The following is an 18,293-nucleotide window of genomic DNA, read 5'->3' on the forward strand; positions in this document are numbered from 1 at the left end:
AATTTCCAGCATTATGCAACAATCGCACATTCGTAACTTCAGTATTATCGCCCACATTGACCACGGTAAGTCTACGCTGTCAGACCGTCTAATCCAGCATTGTGGAGGGCTAACAGACCGCGAAATGGCTGAACAGGTTCTCGACTCAATGGACCTGGAAAAAGAGCGCGGTATTACTATTAAAGCGCAAAGCGTAACGCTGAACTACGAAGCGCGCGACGGTGAAACTTATCAGCTTAACTTCATCGACACTCCAGGGCACGTTGACTTTACCTATGAAGTTTCTCGTTCTCTTGCTGCCTGTGAAGGTGCACTTTTGGTAGTTGATGCAGGTCAGGGCGTAGAAGCACAAACATTGGCAAACTGCTATACCGCTATCGAGATGGATATGGAAGTAGTGCCTGTACTAAACAAAATCGACCTTCCTCAGGCCGAGCCAGACCGCGTTGCAGAAGAAATTGAAGATATTGTTGGTATCGATGCGTTGGATGCTGTGCGTTGCTCAGCAAAAACCGGTATCGGTATTGAAGATGTACTTGAAGTCATTGTAAATAAAATCCCGCCGCCAGAAGGTGACCGCGAAGCGCCACTTAAGGCGCTGATCATCGATTCTTGGTTCGACAACTACCAAGGCGTTGTTTCACTGGTTCGTATTGTCGAAGGCCAGTTGACCAAGAAAGACAAAATTCAAATTATGTCAAATGGTCAAACGCATCAGGTTGACAAAATTGGTGTATTTACGCCTAAGCCACTCGATACAGGCACATTAAGAGCCGGCGAAGTAGGCTTTATCATCGCAGGAATTAAAGATATCCAAGGCGCGCCTGTGGGCGACACCATTACCTTGGCTCGCGAGCCAGCTGATGCAATGCTGCCGGGCTTTAAAAAGGTTAAACCTCAGGTTTATGCCGGTATTTTCCCAATAAGCTCTGATGACTACGAAGACTTCCGTGATGCCTTGGCGAAACTAAGTCTGAACGACGCTTCACTGTTCTATGAGCCAGAAAGCTCTGCAGCGCTAGGTTTTGGATTCCGTATTGGTTTCCTTGGCATGCTACACATGGAAATCATTCAAGAGCGTTTAGAGCGTGAATATGACTTGGGTCTTATCACTACTGCGCCTACTGTAATTTACGAAGTAGAAACGACCAAGGGCGAAACTCTTACCGTAGATAGCCCAGCTAAATTACCTCCGGTAAATGATATCGCTGAAATTCGTGAGCCTATGGTTGAAGCCAACATCCTTGTACCACAAGAATACTTGGGTAACGTAATTACACTTTGTGTTGAAAAGCGCGGTATGCAAACCAACATGACATACCACGGTAAGCAAGTTGCGGTAACTTATGAGCTGCCAATGGCAGAAGTGGTTCTCGATTTCTTCGACCGTTTGAAATCTACGAGCCGTGGTTTTGCATCGCTTGATTACAACTTTAAGCGTTTCCAGACATCAGACATGGTACGTGTTGATATTCTTATTAACGGTGAACGCGTAGACGCGTTAGCGGTCATTACGCACAGAGAAAACTCTCAAGGCCGTGGTCGTGAGCTGGTCGAAAAGCTTCGCGAGCTTATTCCACGACAAATGTTCGATATCGCTATTCAGGCGGCTATCGGTAACCATATTGTTGCAAGAAGTACAGTTAAACAGCTACGTAAAAACGTAATCGCGAAGTGTTACGGCGGTGACGTAAGCCGTAAGAAGAAACTACTTCAAAAGCAGAAAGAAGGTAAAAAGCGAATGAAGCAAGTGGGTAATGTTGAATTGCCACAAGATGCTTTCCTTGCAGTATTGAAGGTGGGCAAATAATGGCGAATTACTTCTCCTTGATTTTGGTGGCACTCACCTTAATAACAGGATTAATCTGGCTAGTGGATAGCCTTGTGTTTGCGCCAAAGCGAAAAGCACGTTTACAGGCTGCGGCAACCGCAGAAGGAGCGGGCTATGGAGAAGATCCTCAACTGCCGTACCTTGTTGATACTTCGCAACAGATTTTTCCTGTTATTGCTTTCGTATTGGTATTGCGTTCGTTTTTATATGAACCATTTCAAATTCCTTCTGGCTCAATGATGCCCACCCTGTTAGTGGGTGATTTCATTTTGGTTGAAAAGTTTGCCTATGGCGTGAAAGACCCGGTTTTCAGAAGTAAGCTTATTGAAACTGGGGTTCCAGAGCGTGGTGATGTGGTGGTTTTCAAGTACCCTGAAGAGCCTTCAATAGACTACATTAAGCGCGTGATCGGTTTACCGGGCGATACTGTGGTTTATCAAAATAAACAGGTTTATATCAAACCGAAGTGTGAGACTGGCAATAACTGTCCTAAATTGAAAGCCGTACCGCTTACGTTCCAAGAGCGTGGTGAGTTCGTGCAGGACATGGCGCAGCTTATGCGTTACACCGAAGATTTAGGCACAGTCGAGCATGACATTTTGCGCCACCCAGTACGCGAGATTTCGCCGGTTAATTTTTATACCCAACCTGGAACGCGCAGCAATGAGTGGATTGTGCCAGAAGGTCAGTACTTCGTGCTAGGCGATAACCGTGACAACAGCCGCGACAGCCGTTTCTGGGGTTTTGTGCCAGATGCAAACTTGGTTGGAAAAGCGGTGGCGATTTGGATTTCATTTGAATTTGAGCGCAGCCCGTCAGACTTCCTTCCAACGTGGGTACCAACAGGTGTTCGATTTGAGCGAGCAGGTGGCATTCATTAATGCAGGGAATTGATAAATATCTTCGTCTGTACAAGGCGATAGGCTACACATTTACCAATGAAGCTTTATTGGAACAAGCGCTTACTCACCGTAGTGCGGCCAAGCAGCACAACGAACGTTTAGAGTTTTTAGGCGATGCTATTTTAGGCATGATTGTAGGGGAAACACTGTTTAAACGTTTTCCAACGGTGCCTGAAGGCAAGCTTACCCGCATGCGCTCTACTTTGGTTAAAGGAGACACACTGGCAGAACTTGCAAAGGAAGCCAGTGTGGGTGAATTGCTTAACTTAGGGCCAGGTGAGCTCAAAAGCGGTGGTCATCGCAGAAGTTCGATTTTAGCCGATGCTGTTGAAGCTATTTTAGGGGCTATTTACCTTGATTCCGGTATGGACGAGGTACGCGGCGTTATAGACCGTTTATGGGAAACCCGCATAAACAAACTAGACCCTAATGCCCATCCTAAGGACAGCAAAACCCGTCTTCAAGAGTTTTTACAAGGTCGTAAACAAGCGCTGCCAACCTATGAGGTGTTGTCTATTTCAGGGAAAGATCACGCACAAACATTTGAAGTTAGCTGCAAGGTAGAAAGCTTACCAGAAGCCGTAGTGGCGTCTGGCAATAGCCGCCGAAAAGCAGAACAAGAAGCTGCTCGTTTAACATTGGAGAAGCTTGATGACAACGCATGATGAATCGAATTTGCCAGAAATACCTGATATTCAAACTCGCTGTGGCCTAGTTGCCATAGTCGGTCGCCCTAATGTGGGTAAATCGACCTTGCTCAATCGCTTGCTAGGTCAAAAAGTAAGTATTACGTCGCGTAAGCCGCAAACTACTCGCCACCGCATTCTCGGTATAGATACCGACGGTGACTATCAAGCGATTTACGTCGATACCCCTGGGCTTCACCAAGACGAAAAGCGCGCGATTAATCGCTACATGAACCGCGCGGCATCAAGCTCTTTGGCTGAAGTTGGCCTTGTGCTTTTTGTTGTCGAAGGCGATCGATTCAATGCCGAAGATGAAATGGTATTAAGTAAGGTTAAACAAGCAAACCTTCCTTGCTATCTCATCGTAAACAAGATGGATAAGGTTGAAGATAAAGAAAACTTTATGGTTCACCTTAAAAAGCTTGGCGAAAAGCACCCGTTTGAGCACATGATCCCTATCAGTGCTAAACAGGGCCGAATGGTCGACGAAATTAGAGAGTTGGTGGCCAAGTCGCTACCTAAAAGTGAGTTTTTCTTCCCAGAAGATTACATCACTGACCGCTCAAGCCGTTTTATGGCTGCTGAAATCATTCGCGAAAAGCTTATGCGCTTTACCGGCGATGAATTGCCTTACTCTACTACTGTGGAAATTGAGCAATTCAAAATGGCTGACAACGGTGTTTATCGTATCAGCGGACTGATTTTGGTAGAGCGTGAAACCCAAAAACGCATGATCATCGGCAAAGGCGGAAAGCATTTGAAAACCATTGGTGAGCAAGCGCGTAAAGATATGGAAAACTTGTTCGACAACAAAGTATTTCTAGAGCTTTGGGTGAAAGTGAAACAAGGCTGGGCTGATGATGAACGTGCTCTGCGCTCTCTAGGTTACGGTGACGACAGTAACTTCTAGTTCACGCCTATATTATCTTTATAACGCCGGTTAGCAGTAACTGGCGTTATATTAGCAAAAATAGCGAGTCAGCATTTTCGCCAAGTGGTGAAACTGATGGTTTGTGCGAAAAGACCTCAGTTAGATGCGCTTATGTGAGCATTTACACGGTTGTTTACTTACTCGGTTTCAACATCACTAGCAGGCACAACAACTTCTTTTTAGGAGCGGTATATGGCAATTTCAGATATGCGCAGGCAGTACTCAAAGGGCAGTTTGAGTGAGTCAGATATTACTTCAAGTCCATTTATCATGTTCGATAAATGGTTAAAGGACGCCATAGACGCCGGAATTCCTGATCCCACTGCAATGACGGTTGCCACCGTCGATGCCAGCGGCCAACCCTCGCAGCGTATCGTTTTGTTAAAAGATGTCAGCGAAAAGGGTTTTGTGTTTTTCACTAACTTAGGCAGCCGTAAGGCGCAAGAGTTAGCGGTAAACCCTAAAGTGTCGTGCCACTTTCCATGGTTTTTTATGGAACGTCAGGTTCGCGTATGTGGCAGCGTTGAAAAGCTCTCTGTTTCTGAGAATGCTGCCTATTTCTTTTCGCGACCGAAAGACAGTCAACTAGCAGCGTACGCGTCAAAGCAAAGCAAACCTATTGGCAGCAGGGAGCTTCTACTGACCCAGTTTAAGCAGTTAAAAGATAAGTTTGCTAACAAAGAACTTCCCGTGCCGGACTTTTGGGGCGGTTTCAGGATAGTGCCTCATCAAATTGAGTTTTGGCAAGGTGGAGAAGATAGGCTACATGACCGCTTCGAATACAACAAAGCTGAAGATGGCGCGTGGGTAACACAGCGCTTAATGCCGTAGATAATTGTTTTAACAATCGGTCCCGCTAATATACTTTTGAAATGTCACCTGGCGTAGCGCGTGTTTCTGACGTTGTAATGAGTAATCAGCGCGCGACAAGTGAGTAAGAAGGAGGCATGTAAACTGTGATTGATAGCCATTGCCATCTGGACTTGCTTGCCCCGAAAAAAGCCCTTAGAACGGCGCTTGAAAATGCCAAAGCCGCAGGGCTCACTCGCATCATGGCGCCTAGCATTAACCCCCAATCTTGGCAGGCGTTACAAGCGCTCAGTGAACGCTATGAAAGCCTTTTATCTATTGATACTGCGCTTGGGCTTCATCCTTATTTTTTAACTGGCAGTGAATTTGAAAAGCCAGAGCAAACACTCGAGGAGAGTCTTCGTCAACTTGAAGACGCTACGGCTAACTTGCACCCTTCGGTAAAAGCCTTGGGGGAAACAGGTATCGATGGACATATAAGCGTGCCGTTAGCGCTTCAAAAGGAAGCGCTACATAACCATTTGAAACTTGCCGATAAAGTATCGTTACCCGTAATCTTACACCACAGAAAAAGTCATCATTTGCTCGTTGAAGCGCTGAAGCTAGCCAACTATCAGGGAGCGGGGATTGTGCATGCTTTTTCTGGTAGCATTGAAGCAGCCAAGGGATACATCGAGCGAGGATTTTACCTAGGTATAGGCGGCACGATTACCTATGAACGTGCTCAAAAAACTCGAAACACCCTTGCGTTTTTGTTAGAACACCATTTTGATAAATTGCTTTTAGAAACGGATAGCCCTGATATGCCCATGTACGGTAGACAAGGAGAAGCAAACGAACCTCGTTATTTATCAGATGTCGTTGATGTTATGAGCGACTACTATGGGATGCCACATAAAGAAATAGTGTCCACCACCACAGCGAACTACAATCGACTATTTAATATTGATGCTGGAAGTGAAGCATAGACTTCCAAACTAGCTATCTAGCGCTTCTCTTTGTTTCTTTTTGATTCGATCACCTGAATAAACCATGGGCGAGACTTATAAAATGCCCGGGTTAGGTAAATACCTAGCATGAGAGCTAAAAAGACGAGAATGCACGCAATAAGGGCAAGCTGGTAACGCAATGTCAGTGGACTTTCGAGGACAGCCTGCGTGTTCATGTGAATATTCACATAACCTAGTAAATTTTCATTATCGTCAGTGATAACGCCAACATAAGTTAGCGGCGTTACACTTTGAGATTGGCTCATCGCAACCACGCTCTCAATTTGGGGCAAAGGGGCAATATATCTTCCATCTTTATCAAACACGGACAACGCAAGAATGTGTGGCTCGTTTATCAAAATAGCAGCGACACTTTCAATGTAATCCCTTGTGGCAATATTGTTCGATAACACAGTGCCAGCATCTGTTTCAAGGTTTTCACTGGTGAGTTGATCTGCTATGAATGCAGGCTGAAGAAGTTTTGCATATTGTCTGGCAATACTTTCTCCAGAAAAGCGGGTTTGAACTGTTAACCAGTCATTTTGGTACTGCTGTAACAAAAGTATTAATACAACCACCAGAGCAAATACCGTGCTCACTACTAGGGTATGAAATAGCCTTTTCAATGCCGTATACAAAGAGTGGGAGCTGCTTTTTACTTGTGATTGGGCTTTGCTAAGCGCGTCTACCAATGCGTAATTCCATAAATGCGATGAGTTGCCTAACAGTAGGTGAAATCTAAATAATTTTAAAGAGGATATTTTATTGTTTAGCCTAATTGGTTAGCATTAGTGCATCATTTGCCAACCACCGCAGTTTCTGTGTGCGTTATGAAAGACACCTTTATCATAGATATTAATAACGACGATATTCATCTAGCTTCCTCGCTGTCAAACATTGTCAATAATGAGCACAATGAACACTCTTGTTCGCATACGCTGACTGTAATCGGTCAAGCGGTCACACCTTATTTATTAAATGGCGTATTGGAGAAACTAAAAGTAGTGTTCACACCGCTGAGCGCCGCGTTTCATCATTTACACCAGCAAATGGGTGACGATGTTGTTGAAGTTAGAGGAAACCTAGTTAACGCAGACCTTGAAAAGATTAAACCGCTACTTGGTGATGTAAGTAAAGCATTTAACCTCGATGTCGGTCTTCAAGCGTCGCGACCGTCCTTGTCTAAGCCTGGACTACTGGTCATGGATATGGACAGTACTGTGATTGCCATTGAATGTATTGATGAGATAGCAAAACTAGCTGGGGTTGGTGAGCAGGTTGCCGAAGTTACAGCAAAAGCCATGCGCGGCGAAATAGCATTTAACGATAGCTTAACGCATAGAGTAGCATGCTTAGAAGGCGTGCCTATTAAGCACCTCAATCAAATACGTGACAGCATTCCAATAATGCCTGGTATTCAAGTACTGCTTAGTCAGTTGAAAAAGCATGATTGGAAGTTAGCTATCGCATCTGGAGGCTTCACGTTTTTTGCTGATCACCTAAAAGAGAGGCTAGGCCTTGATTATGCGATTTCCAATACGCTAGCAGTACACGATGAATGTTTAACGGGTAAAGTGGTTGGTGAAATTATCAATGCAGACGTAAAAGCCCGCACCGTAAGAGAGCTTGCAGAAAGATGGCAAATTCCCTCTAATCAAACCGTTGCTATGGGTGATGGTGCCAATGATTTAGTTATGATGGCAGAATCTGCTCTTGGCGTAGCGTGTCATGGCAAACCCTTGGTTAATGAAAAAGCAGATGTGGCAATACGCGTTGGTAGTTTGAACAGCCTTCTATATTTCTTAGATAAATAACAGACAAAGATAAGTGATAGAAAGACGCTAGTTTCTCACATCAGTTAAACTAGCGTTTCTCAATTTTTGCTCTTCGATGCTACCAAAAATTCACTTTTTCAAAGATTGACGTTTAGTGTCGTTTCGGTCAATCCCAAATCATCGAGCTTACTTTTAACGCTACGCTTTCAGTGAGTAATACATTTAAGCTTGGCGTTCAAGGACACTGGCGTGATGTCACCGACATTAGCTATGGGATGTTCGCCGCAACACCAGGCTTAATGGCGCTTTTAAGCGTTTTATTTGCAGTGATGTCTTCCATCGAAAAGCCGTATCTTATCAGAACCTCATCGGTTACATCGATAAGATGAGAACATGCGGCAATACTCCACATTTTTTTCTCTAACTCGCGGGCTCTGTGCATGGCGTACATGGTAACGTAGTTAATTTCTGTTTGCAGCATGGTTAAGTCGGGCTTACCCGTGGTGGTTAGCATAACGTGTATAGCAACAAACTGGCCCCGAACCATGGCTTCTCTGATAAACGCACGGCGTTGCTCATTGCTTTCAAATTTATGCGAGTAACGAGGAATAATTGCCATTCGCGGTTCTTTTTGAGACGCATCAAATGAAATGAAGAGCTCTTGTCGTAAAGGCATATTTTCAAGCTTGACCGCTTTAATTCCGCTTTGAACGAATGGAGAATCTTGCTTTCTATCTCGGAACAAAAACTCTAAATTCACTTTGCCACGCTCTGCATATTGCGTAGTAAGTGTGGTAATTCTTTCGTCTTGTTTTCCGACGATACAAGCTTGGGGCGTATATCGAACACCATCTTTGCTCATCAGAAAAGATAGAGAAGTCGCGTTTCTGGCGTTAATGCAGCGAAGCGCTTGCCCGATGCCAGGAACCTCTTCTTCATCGTTATCGACCTTAAGGTTGCCTTTATTCTTTTTAATTAACTCTTCAAAGAAATTACGTGCGCTTTTACCTTCATCGCCGGTCGCGGTTTTCAGATGAAGGATATTTTTCTCTACATTATGATAGATGATATCGTATCGAAGATGCATGACATCAAAAGCGTTTGCTATCTCTTGAAGGCGAGGGAACGCGACTTCGACTCTACCCTCTAAACTGCCGCTGTAGTCTTTTGCAAGCTCAATGCGAAGGCCTAAGCCATGAACCGAAATATCCTCGCTTATGCCTCGATGCACCGTTGTCTCGCCATTAAACCTTGCCTCAATCTGTGTTCTTAACTGATAGCGGCTTTCTATGCGTTGTTCTTCGTACTTAAAGCGAACCAGATGAATGTTAGACGCTGCGCGATTTCTGGGGTGACCAAAAATTCTCAAGTGAGAAAGGTTGTCTCGATTAAACTTGAGCTCATTATAGGTCTCTTGCCCCGTTACCGAGGTAACATCCGTTACATGAGCGAGGTAGCGAAGGTTTTTTAACTTAGACATCAATCGCGCCGAGGGCGGTGTATTGAGTTTTTTTACTTTGTGGCCAACAGAGTCTGGAATCGAGAGTGGGATGTGCGCTTGTTCGGGCTCCATATCTGTTAGCGTTATTTTAAACACTCGCCAGCTGGCTTTTCTTGAACCAAAGCCTAAGAATACCCGAGACAGCACCTCTTTCTGTTGAAGCTCTTCATAGGAGGCTGAATAAAAATACACTTTGTCGCTATGCAAGTGCGTAAAACTAAATACAAAAATCTCTCTTACTTCGTCCGACTTGTTGAGCAAACGCGCAAGCCTTTCTTGTGTTAGCAAGAAATTCAGACGACAGTTGTCTTCTTCATCTTGCCAGTATTGAACGGTTTCTCGGTTAACTTCATTTACCATTGCATAGCGTGGAACTAAGGTTTCATTTACCACATCAATAAATATAGGAAGTGTAGGGCTGCGAGGAGAAAAGTACTGTTCACAGGTCTTGCTGGTTATTGCTTCAATGGTATTCGTCATGTTCACTTTATAACGGCGCTTATTGCCGTGTATGAAGGTTTCTAAGAACTTGTCGAATGCTGGGTTTGGGTGAGTCTTGTCGCGCTGTAGGGCTAAGTAGTTAACGTCATTCTTTGTAATGATTTTCACTAGTTTGTAAGCAATGCCATTTTTCTTATCCATGGCAAATTCGCTTTCAAGCCCTCTGAAGTAGATAAAAAGGGTCTCACCTTTTTCAAAAAAAGAGTCTTTCGATAATTTTATCTGCAAGCCTTCAAGAGAAATATCCACGCTCAAGCCACGCATCGATTGATTTGCACTGTTGAATATTTCTACGGCAACCGCAAAGTTCATGCGCTCTGTATTACGCTGCCTATAATCGAGAAGGTTTACAGTGGGAACTTTAAATTGCTCTAAAACTGCAGAGCGTTTTTTAACTTCGGGGTTTTCTTTATCTGCGCGCTCTTGAGCAAGCTCTTTTTCGCGCATTAAGCGAAAGTTGTTTTCAGTGTTTTGTACCGCCTCGTAAACACCATAAGTATATCGGCCAAATACCCTAAGCTGCTCTTCAAATTTGTCAACAGCGACGTCATCCATGTAGTGGCTTCGCCCTTCGTGTACGTATTTATTGCACTTTCCGTCAACATGGCCGCGCAAATCTATGGTACGCATGCAAGGTTTGGCTAAACGCTTTACTTCCATTTTAATCAGAAAGCGTTTTTCTTTTGGAACGTCAGAAGCAGTTTGAAGCAATACCTGGTTAAACTCAGGCTCATTAACCATGGGCTTTAGCTGTTCAATAATATCAGCATATTGCTTTAAATCTTGACTCATGAATGCGCAACTTTGTTGTTTAGTATCATTATTTTAGTTGTTATCGGCAAATCAGCAAAACTCATTAACCCGCAAAGTTGTTATACTTTTGTACTGTTTTTCTGGGGAAAAACTGACCTTAGGTTTGTGCTTAATTCACCGTTGTTAAGTGTTAGAATACTCTTTTTAAGCAATGGATAAAACTGGAATATGGCAAAACGTAAAACTGCTTATGTGTGTTCTGACTGCGGTGCAGAGTTCCCTCGCTGGCAAGGTCAATGTTCGGAGTGTAAAGCGTGGAATACGATAAGTGAGTTTGTGGTTGCAAGTGCCAAAAGTGTCGCACGCCAAACCACGTCAGGCTATGCAGGGCAAACCGCTGCTAAAATTGAGACGTTAAATGCAATAGATCTCGAATCACTACCGCGATTCTCGTCAACATTTAAAGAGCTAGATAGAGTGTTAGGGGGCGGAATAGTCCCTGGGGCAGCTATGTTAATTGGTGGCTCGCCAGGTGCAGGTAAGAGTACGCTTTTACTTCAAGTGATGTGCCAGATGGCAAAAAGTGAAACCGCGCTTTATGTCACAGGGGAAGAGTCGCTTCAGCAAGTCGCCATGCGAGCAAAGCGCTTAAATCTACCTGACGACAAGCTGATGATGTTAGCGGAAACAAACGTGGAAACTATCTGCGATTTAGCGCTCTCGAAAAAGCCTAAAATTATGGTTATCGACTCTATTCAGGTAATGCACGTGTCAGATGTGCAGTCTGCGCCAGGCAGTGTGTCGCAAGTACGAGAAAGTGCAGCGTATTTGACGCGCTTTGCCAAGCAAAATCATATTGCCATGTTCATTGTTGGCCATGTAACAAAAGACGGTAACTTGGCGGGTCCGAAAGTTCTTGAGCACTGTATCGACAGCTCTATGATGCTGGAAGGAGAAAGTGATGGTCGCTACCGTACGCTTCGAAGTCATAAAAACCGCTTTGGTGCGGTAAATGAGCTCGGTGTATTTGCCATGACAGAGAAAGGCCTAAAAGAAGTGAGCAATCCTTCTGCCATTTTCTTGAGTAGAGGTGACAATGAAACGCCAGGGTCTAGCGTGATGGTAATTTGGGAAGGCACACGCCCGCTACTTGTTGAGATTCAGGCATTGGTTGACTACTCGCAAATGTCTAACCCTAGACGGATTGCTGTAGGGTTAGATCAGAACCGTTTATCCATGTTGTTAGCCGTGCTTCACCGTCACGGTAACGTGCAAATGAACGATCAAGACGTATTTGTTAATGTAGTTGGTGGGGTGCGCGTTTCTGAGACCAGTGCTGACCTTGCTTTATTACTGGCCATGATTTCAAGTTTCAGAAACCGCTCGCTGCCACGAGACTTAATCGTTTTTGGTGAAGTGGGACTAGCCGGCGAAATTCGCCCAGTGCCGAATGGAACTGAACGCATTATCGAGGCGGCGAAACATGGTTTTAAGCGGGCGATCGTGCCAAAAGCGAATGCACCTAAACAAGCCATTAATGGCATGAAAGTGGTGCCGGTGGCACGTTTATCTGAAGCGTTAGACGCACTTGAGTAGCGTGAACGCACATGTAAATATGGTTTCGATGGTATAAGTTAGATTGAAAGGCCTATTGAATGGGCCTTTCCTGCATTAAACGAGTGAAATCCGTTTTTTTAGAGGTTAATGTGGCGCCTGATAAACCGCATTAACTAACGCATTCAGGTCTTTCTCTTCAATACTGGCGTCGTCGCTGTTTAAGGTTATTAAGCGGCGAAGGGCGCTAATGCTGTCGACATCCATTTGCTCTACTTTACAGCCTAATGAAACCCGTTCTTTTCTACTGTCGGCATGACGATACAACTGCGAAATAGCAAGGGTTATTACAGGACTGTCTTCATTTGCTTGGAACGTTGCAGTGTAAGGGTCGTGACTATCAAAAGGTAAGTGTGACAACGCCGTTTCGGTAGCTTGAAGTTTAATGCCTTGAAGCGATACGTCGCTGACTACCACATCAATACTAATGTCATTGTGTGCCAGTGTGCCATTTACATTCAGTGACACCCGTTGGAATTGGCGCTTATCCGTCATTTTTCAAATACCCAGTTATCATTAACGCTGTTATACCAGTCCGCGTAGATAATTGCGCACTCAGAAGGCGCTGGCAAGTTTCCTAGCGAAGCGTGGGAATACAGGAGTGGCTGTTCCCTTTCAAATTCCCAGGATGAAGCTAGGAAGCTTGCCAGACCTTCCCGAAGGGCGAGTTTAAAATGTCCGTACTCTTTGTTGTGTCACCTTGATGTAGAGTCACTATACCTCGGTAACACGCCGCGATTACGAACATTTTAAATCTCGCTGAGTGGGTAATGACCTATGCGGACTGATATTAGTATTGGCTAATTTGCGTGGGTTCGCAATGAAAAGCGAACAAATAAAAAGCCGCTATCAGCGATAGCGGCTTTGAGGCGTAAAGCAGAGATACAGATCTTACATCTCTGATTTTGTGTTATTTAGACATACGCTTATATTTAAGGCGATGCGGTTCAACCACATCTTGTCCAAATTCCTGCTTCAACCAGCTTTCGTAGTCTGAGTAGTTACCTTCAAAGAAGTTGATGTTACCTTCATCGCGGTAATCCATAATGTGTGTTGCTACACGGTCTAGGAACCAACGGTCGTGCGAGATAACCATGGCACAGCCTGGGAACTCCAACAACGCGTTTTCCAAGGCACGAAGTGTTTCTACGTCTAGGTCGTTGGTTGGCTCATCCAGTAGCAATACGTTACCGCCTGCTTTAAGCAGTTTCGCAAGGTGAACACGGTTACGCTCACCACCTGACAAGTCTTTGATGAACTTCTGCTGGTCGGTGCCTTTAAAGTTAAAACGGCTGCAGTAGGCGCGGCTGTTAATTTCAAAGTTGCCAATGCGAATAATGTCTTGTTCGTCAGAAATTTCTTTCCACACGGTGTTGTTCTCGTTCATGTGGTCGCGGAACTGTTCTACCGCAGCAATCTGAACGGTTTCGCCTAAATCGATGGTGCCTGAATCAGGTTGCTCAGCACCGGTAAGCATTCTGAACAAGGTTGATTTACCCGCGCCGTTAGGACCAACGATACCTACAATGGCACCCTTTGGTACTTTAAACGTTAAGTCGTCAATAAGTACGCGATCGCCATACGACTTTTTAAGGTTGCTTACTTCAATAACCTTGTCACCTAAGCGTTCACCTGGCGGAATGAAAAGCTCATTGGTTTCATTACGCTTTTGGTAATCGCTGGTAGATAGTTCTTCAAAGCGGGCCATACGAGCTTTACTTTTAGCATGACGACCTTTCGGGTTTGAGCGTACCCACTCAAGTTCCTGTTTCATGCTCTTCATACGTGCCGTTTCGGTACGCTCTTCTTGCTCAAGTCGGTTTTCTTTTTGCTCCAACCAAGAAGAGTAGTTACCTTCCCACGGGATACCTTCACCACGGTCAAGTTCTAAAATCCAACCCGCTACGTTATCAAGGAAGTATCTATCGTGGGTAATAGCAACTACGGTACCTTCATAATCGTGAAGGAAGCGCTCTAGCCATGCGACTGATTCTGCGTCTAAATGGTTAGTCGGTTCGTCTAGAAGCAACATTTCAGGCTTTTCTAGAAGCAGGCGGCACAGCGCTACGCGGCGGCGTTCACCACCAGATAGTTTGCTAACGTCCGCATCCCACGCTGGAAGGCGAAGGGCATCAGCAGCACGCTCTAGGGCGTTTTCTAGGTTATGGCCATCTTTGGCTTGAATAATAGCCTCTAGCTCACCTTGCTCTTTAGCAAGGGCGTCGAAATCAGCATCTGCCTCTGCATAAGCTGCATACACTTCATCAAGGCGAGTCAACGCGTGTTTAACGTCGGCCACGGCTTCTTCGATGTTACCGCGAACATCTTTTGTTTCATCAAGTTGTGGCTCCTGCGGAAGGTAGCCCACTTTTAAGCCTGGCTGAGGGCGCGCTTCACCTTCAATATCGGTATCTACGCCAGCCATAATGCGAAGCAAGGTTGATTTACCCGCACCGTTTAGACCTAGCACACCAATTTTGGCACCAGGGAAAAAGCTTAGTGAGATATTTTTTAAAATGTGTCTGTTTGGTGGGACGATTTTGCCCACGCGATGCATACTGTAAACGTATTGAGCCATGCTCTATCCTCGCTGAAAAAGCGGTGAAAAATAATTTAGTCTTAATTGGTGCGTATTCTACTCGCAACAAGGCTGTTTATGCTAGAGCCTGTTGACCTTTGGAGTATGAATTCTAATTGAGATGGCAGACAGACTGCTGCAAAAGTGTGCAGCAAAGGACAATAAGCTCTTAACATCAAGGCTAGGTGTTTTCGCGCTTGGGTGTTATTTGAGCGCTCATGTCAAAAAGATTGATTTATGCATCGGTTGGCGAAGCGATTTGAGGTAAACTTAGTTTTATAAAAATGAGTAATTTATAAAAATGAGTAAAACGTGCTCATGGGTGAGCTTGAAATCAAATAGAAAGTTCCCAGAGCGATAGACTCAACACTATTCATATCTCTGAACAGGTAATTATGATGACCGCTATGAGTAAACGCACATACAGTCTGGAAGAGCTTGCCAAACATGTAAGTGGGGAAGTGCAGGGCGATGGAAACATTACTATCTCTGCAGTAGGTACGTTATCTGGTGCAGCATCGCACCAAATTTCGTTTCTGACCAATCCTAAATACAAGCCGCAGTTAAAAGATACTCAGGCTGGTGCGGTAATTCTGCACAAAAACTTGAAAGATGATAGCCCAGTTCCAGCGTTGGTTGTGGCAAACCCTCATGCAGCGTTCGCCCTTATCGCTCAGTTGTTTGATACTACCCCAGCGGTAGCGACAGGTATTGCTGAGTCAGCGGTAATTGCGCCATCTGCCCGCATCGGCAGTGATGTATCGCTAGGCCACAATGTAATCATTGAAGAGAACGTGGTTTTAGGCGATAGAGTTACTGTAGGCGCGAATACGGTTATTCGTAGAGGCACCCATATTGGTGAAGGCTGTACTATTCACCCTAACGTAACTATCTATCATGACGTTGTGATTGGTAAGCGCGTGACAATTCATAGCCAAACGGTTATTGGTGCGGCAGGCTTTGGTTACGCAAACGATAAAGGCGTTTGGATCCCTATCCCTCAAACAGGGTCGGTTCGCATTGGTGACGACAGTCAGATTGGCGCAAGCAGCAGCATTGACCGCGGCGCCATGGAAGATACGATTTTAGGCACTAACGTTATTATCGATAACCAAGTACAAATTGGCCACAACTGTATTATTGGTGATCATTCTTGTATTTGCGGCGCTACAGGTATTGCTGGTAGCTGCCATATCGGCAAGCACGTTATTATCGGTGGTGGAGTGGGCATTAATGGCCACATTAGCATTTGCGATAATGTTCAGGTGACTGGATATACCATGATTGTACAAGATATCACTGAACCGGGTGTTTACTCTTCTGGCCAGCCAGCACAAACCAACCGTGACTGGCGTAAAAATACGGTTCGCCTTGCCAAAATTGGTAGTTTATTTGACCGTGTTAAAGCCCTGGAAAAACAGGTCTGATCTCGCGCTGGCGCAGGTATTTCGTTAAACCTGCGCCATTTATATTAATTTGGTCACAAAGCGGTATACAAGCTCCCGAAAATGACTAGAATATGGCTCGAATTTGAGCAATCAGTGCGTAACGCCATATAAAAACCGCAGTTAAGGAGCCCCCATGTTTTCTCGCGAAATGAATATAGCTGACTTCGATCCTGAATTAGCCGATGCAATGTCTAAAGAGGTTGAGCGTCAAGAACATCACATAGAGCTAATTGCCTCTGAGAACTACTGTAGCCCACGTGTAATGGAAGCACAGGGTTCGCAGCTTACTAACAAGTACGCGGAAGGCTACCCAGGCAAGCGCTACTACGGTGGTTGTGAGCACGTAGACGTTGTTGAACAACTTGCTATTGACCGTGCAAAAGCACTTTTTGGTGCAGACTACGCGAACGTTCAACCGCACGCTGGTTCACAAGCTAACTCTGCCGTATTCATGGCATTACTTGACGCAGGCGATACGGTGTTGGGAATGAGCCTTTCTGAAGGTGGTCACCTAACTCACGGTTCACACGTAAACTTCTCTGGTAAAACCTATAACGCTGTACAGTATGGTTTGAACAAAGAAACCGGCGAAATCGATTACGCGCAGGTTGAAGCGCTTGCTAAAGAGCACAAGCCGAAAATGATTATCGGTGGTTTCTCTGCTTATTCAGGCATTGTCGATTGGGCGAAATTCCGCGAAATCGCAGATAGCGTTGGCGCGTACTTACTTGTTGATATGGCGCACGTAGCGGGCTTAGTAGCCGCTGGCGTTTATCCAAACCCGCTTCCTCATGCTCATGTAGTAACCACGACTACCCATAAAACTCTTGCGGGTCCGCGTAGTGGTCTAATCCTATCTTCATGCGGCGACGAAGCAATTTACAAAAAGCTTAACAGCTCAGTATTCCCAGGTAATCAAGGTGGTCCACTTTGCCACGTAATCGCAGCTAAAGCCGTTGCCTTTAAAGAAGCGCTACAGCCAGAATTTAAAGTGTATCAGCAGCAAGTTGTTGCAAATGCGAAAGCGATGGTTTCTGTCATGCAAGAGCGCGGTTATAACATCGTTTCTGGCGGTACTGACAACCACTTGTTCCTTCTTGACCTTATTGACAAGGACATTACCGGTAAAGATGCAGATGCAGCACTAGGTGCCGCAAACATCACGGTAAACAAAAACTCAGTGCCAAATGATCCGCGTTCACCGTTTGTAACCAGCGGTCTTCGTATCGGTAGCCCAGCGATCACTCGCCGTGGTTTCAAAGAAGAACAAGCTAAGCAAGTTGCAACATGGATTTGCGACATCCTAGATAACATGGGCGATGAGTCTGTTATCAAACGCGTTCAAGACGAAGTGGTTGCACTTTGCGCACAATTCCCTGTTTATAAATAAATAGGTTTGTGTTTTATTGCGTACTTTGGTACTAATGCTGGACTAACTAGTCTACGTTCGCTTAATAAGCCTAAGTACGCAATATTTAAGGATTATTCATGTTTTGCCCGTTTTGTTCAGAACAGGAAACAAAAGTTATTGATTCTCGTTTGGTCGCAGAAGGGCAACAGGTGCGCAGGCGCCGTGAATGTATGGTTTGTCACGAGCGATTCACGACTTTTGAAAGTGCTGAGCTTGTGATGCCCCGCGTTATTAAACGCGATGGTTCTCGTGAACCTTTTAACGAAGACAAACTTCGTGCAGGCTTGCAACGGGCACTAGAAAAGCGCCCTGTTAGCACAGAAAAAGTTGAACAATGTATTCTCTCACTTAAATCACAGTTGCGCGCAACCGGTGAACGCGAAGTGAGCAGTGAATTGCTCGGCAACCTAATAATGAAAGCCCTCAAAGAACTCGATAAAGTTGCCTATGTTCGGTTCGCCTCCGTTTATCGCTCTTTTGAAGATATTCGTGAATTCGGAGAAGAGATTGCACGATTAGGAGATTAAGTCGGCTACCTCTCAAACATCAGACACTTAGGGCTA

The 18,293-nt window shown here is 45.0% G+C and carries 15 protein-coding genes; 11 read left to right on the plus strand and 4 right to left on the minus strand.

What is annotated here, in order from left to right; all coding sequences use genetic code 11:
* Positions 1-13: 13 nt before the first annotated feature.
* From lepA to AC27KT_RS07005, 6 genes are all read left to right on the plus strand, one after another.
* Entirely contained in the window at positions 14-1,810 is a 1,797-nt protein-coding gene (gene lepA, locus AC27KT_RS06980) for a translation elongation factor 4 (RefSeq protein WP_014950105.1), read from the plus strand.
* The gene (gene lepB / locus AC27KT_RS06985; protein ID WP_014950104.1) at positions 1,810-2,712 is read left to right on the plus strand and encodes a signal peptidase I; all 903 of its coding nucleotides are present in this window, start codon (positions 1,810-1,812) and stop codon (positions 2,710-2,712) included. The genes lepA and lepB overlap by 1 nt, the downstream gene beginning before the upstream one ends.
* Positions 2,712-3,398 (plus strand): ribonuclease III, encoded by a 687-nt coding sequence (gene rnc, locus AC27KT_RS06990; protein ID WP_487128566.1) that lies wholly within the window; start codon positions 2,712-2,714, stop codon positions 3,396-3,398. Before lepB ends, rnc begins: the two co-directional genes overlap by 1 nt.
* A gap of 19 nt (positions 3,399-3,417) precedes the next feature.
* Positions 3,418-4,329, plus strand: a complete 912-nt coding sequence (gene era / locus AC27KT_RS06995; RefSeq protein WP_014950102.1) for a GTPase Era — start codon at positions 3,418-3,420, stop codon at positions 4,327-4,329.
* A 213-nt stretch (positions 4,330-4,542) separates the two neighbouring features.
* Positions 4,543-5,181 carry a pyridoxamine 5'-phosphate oxidase gene (gene pdxH / locus AC27KT_RS07000; RefSeq protein WP_487128568.1) on the plus strand — a complete coding sequence of 213 codons (639 nt, stop codon included), beginning with the start codon at positions 4,543-4,545 and terminating at the stop codon, positions 5,179-5,181.
* 125 nt (positions 5,182-5,306) lie between these two features.
* Positions 5,307-6,128, plus strand: a complete 822-nt coding sequence (locus AC27KT_RS07005) for a TatD family hydrolase (RefSeq protein WP_487128570.1) — start codon at positions 5,307-5,309, stop codon at positions 6,126-6,128.
* A 17-nt stretch (positions 6,129-6,145) separates the two neighbouring features.
* Here AC27KT_RS07005 and AC27KT_RS07010 read toward each other — a convergent pair whose 3' ends face one another.
* Entirely contained in the window at positions 6,146-6,841 is a 696-nt protein-coding gene (locus tag AC27KT_RS07010) for a hypothetical protein (protein WP_487128572.1), read from the minus strand.
* Between the two features lie 138 nt (positions 6,842-6,979).
* Here AC27KT_RS07010 and serB point away from each other — a divergent pair, with 138 nt between their 5' ends.
* The gene (serB, locus tag AC27KT_RS07015; RefSeq protein ID WP_487128574.1) at positions 6,980-7,963 is read left to right on the plus strand and encodes a phosphoserine phosphatase SerB; all 984 of its coding nucleotides are present in this window, start codon (positions 6,980-6,982) and stop codon (positions 7,961-7,963) included.
* A 229-nt stretch (positions 7,964-8,192) separates the two neighbouring features.
* Here serB and AC27KT_RS07020 read toward each other — a convergent pair whose 3' ends face one another.
* Positions 8,193-10,718, minus strand: a complete 2,526-nt coding sequence (locus tag AC27KT_RS07020; RefSeq protein ID WP_487128576.1) for a PilZ domain-containing protein — start codon at positions 10,716-10,718, stop codon at positions 8,193-8,195.
* Positions 10,719-10,907: 189 nt separating this feature from the next.
* Here AC27KT_RS07020 and radA point away from each other — a divergent pair, with 189 nt between their 5' ends.
* Positions 10,908-12,275, plus strand: coding sequence for a DNA repair protein RadA (gene radA / locus AC27KT_RS07025; RefSeq protein WP_487128578.1), 1,368 nt, complete (start codon positions 10,908-10,910; stop codon positions 12,273-12,275).
* A gap of 105 nt (positions 12,276-12,380) precedes the next feature.
* On the opposite strand, the gene AC27KT_RS07030 is transcribed toward radA, so the two are convergent.
* Positions 12,381-12,788 (minus strand): PilZ domain-containing protein, encoded by a 408-nt coding sequence (locus AC27KT_RS07030; RefSeq protein WP_487128580.1) that lies wholly within the window; start codon positions 12,786-12,788, stop codon positions 12,381-12,383.
* Positions 12,789-13,203: 415 nt separating this feature from the next.
* Positions 13,204-14,871: an energy-dependent translational throttle protein EttA gene (ettA, locus tag AC27KT_RS07035; protein ID WP_014950094.1), complete on the minus strand. Its 1,668-nt coding sequence runs from the start codon at positions 14,869-14,871 to the stop codon at positions 13,204-13,206.
* Between the two features lie 398 nt (positions 14,872-15,269).
* Between ettA and lpxD the strand changes: the two genes are divergently transcribed.
* From lpxD to nrdR, 3 genes are all read left to right on the plus strand, one after another.
* A complete protein-coding gene (gene lpxD / locus AC27KT_RS07040) occupies positions 15,270-16,298 on the plus strand; it encodes a UDP-3-O-(3-hydroxymyristoyl)glucosamine N-acyltransferase (RefSeq protein ID WP_014979776.1) in 1,029 nt (342 codons plus the stop codon).
* Positions 16,299-16,452: 154 nt separating this feature from the next.
* Positions 16,453-17,709, plus strand: a complete 1,257-nt coding sequence (glyA, locus tag AC27KT_RS07045; protein WP_014950092.1) for a serine hydroxymethyltransferase — start codon at positions 16,453-16,455, stop codon at positions 17,707-17,709.
* A 98-nt stretch (positions 17,710-17,807) separates the two neighbouring features.
* Positions 17,808-18,257 carry a transcriptional regulator NrdR gene (gene nrdR, locus AC27KT_RS07050; protein WP_012517538.1) on the plus strand — a complete coding sequence of 150 codons (450 nt, stop codon included), beginning with the start codon at positions 17,808-17,810 and terminating at the stop codon, positions 18,255-18,257.
* Positions 18,258-18,293 lie beyond the last annotated feature (36 nt).

It is taken from the genome of Alteromonas sp. 5NW40-0090 (assembly GCF_057552975.1).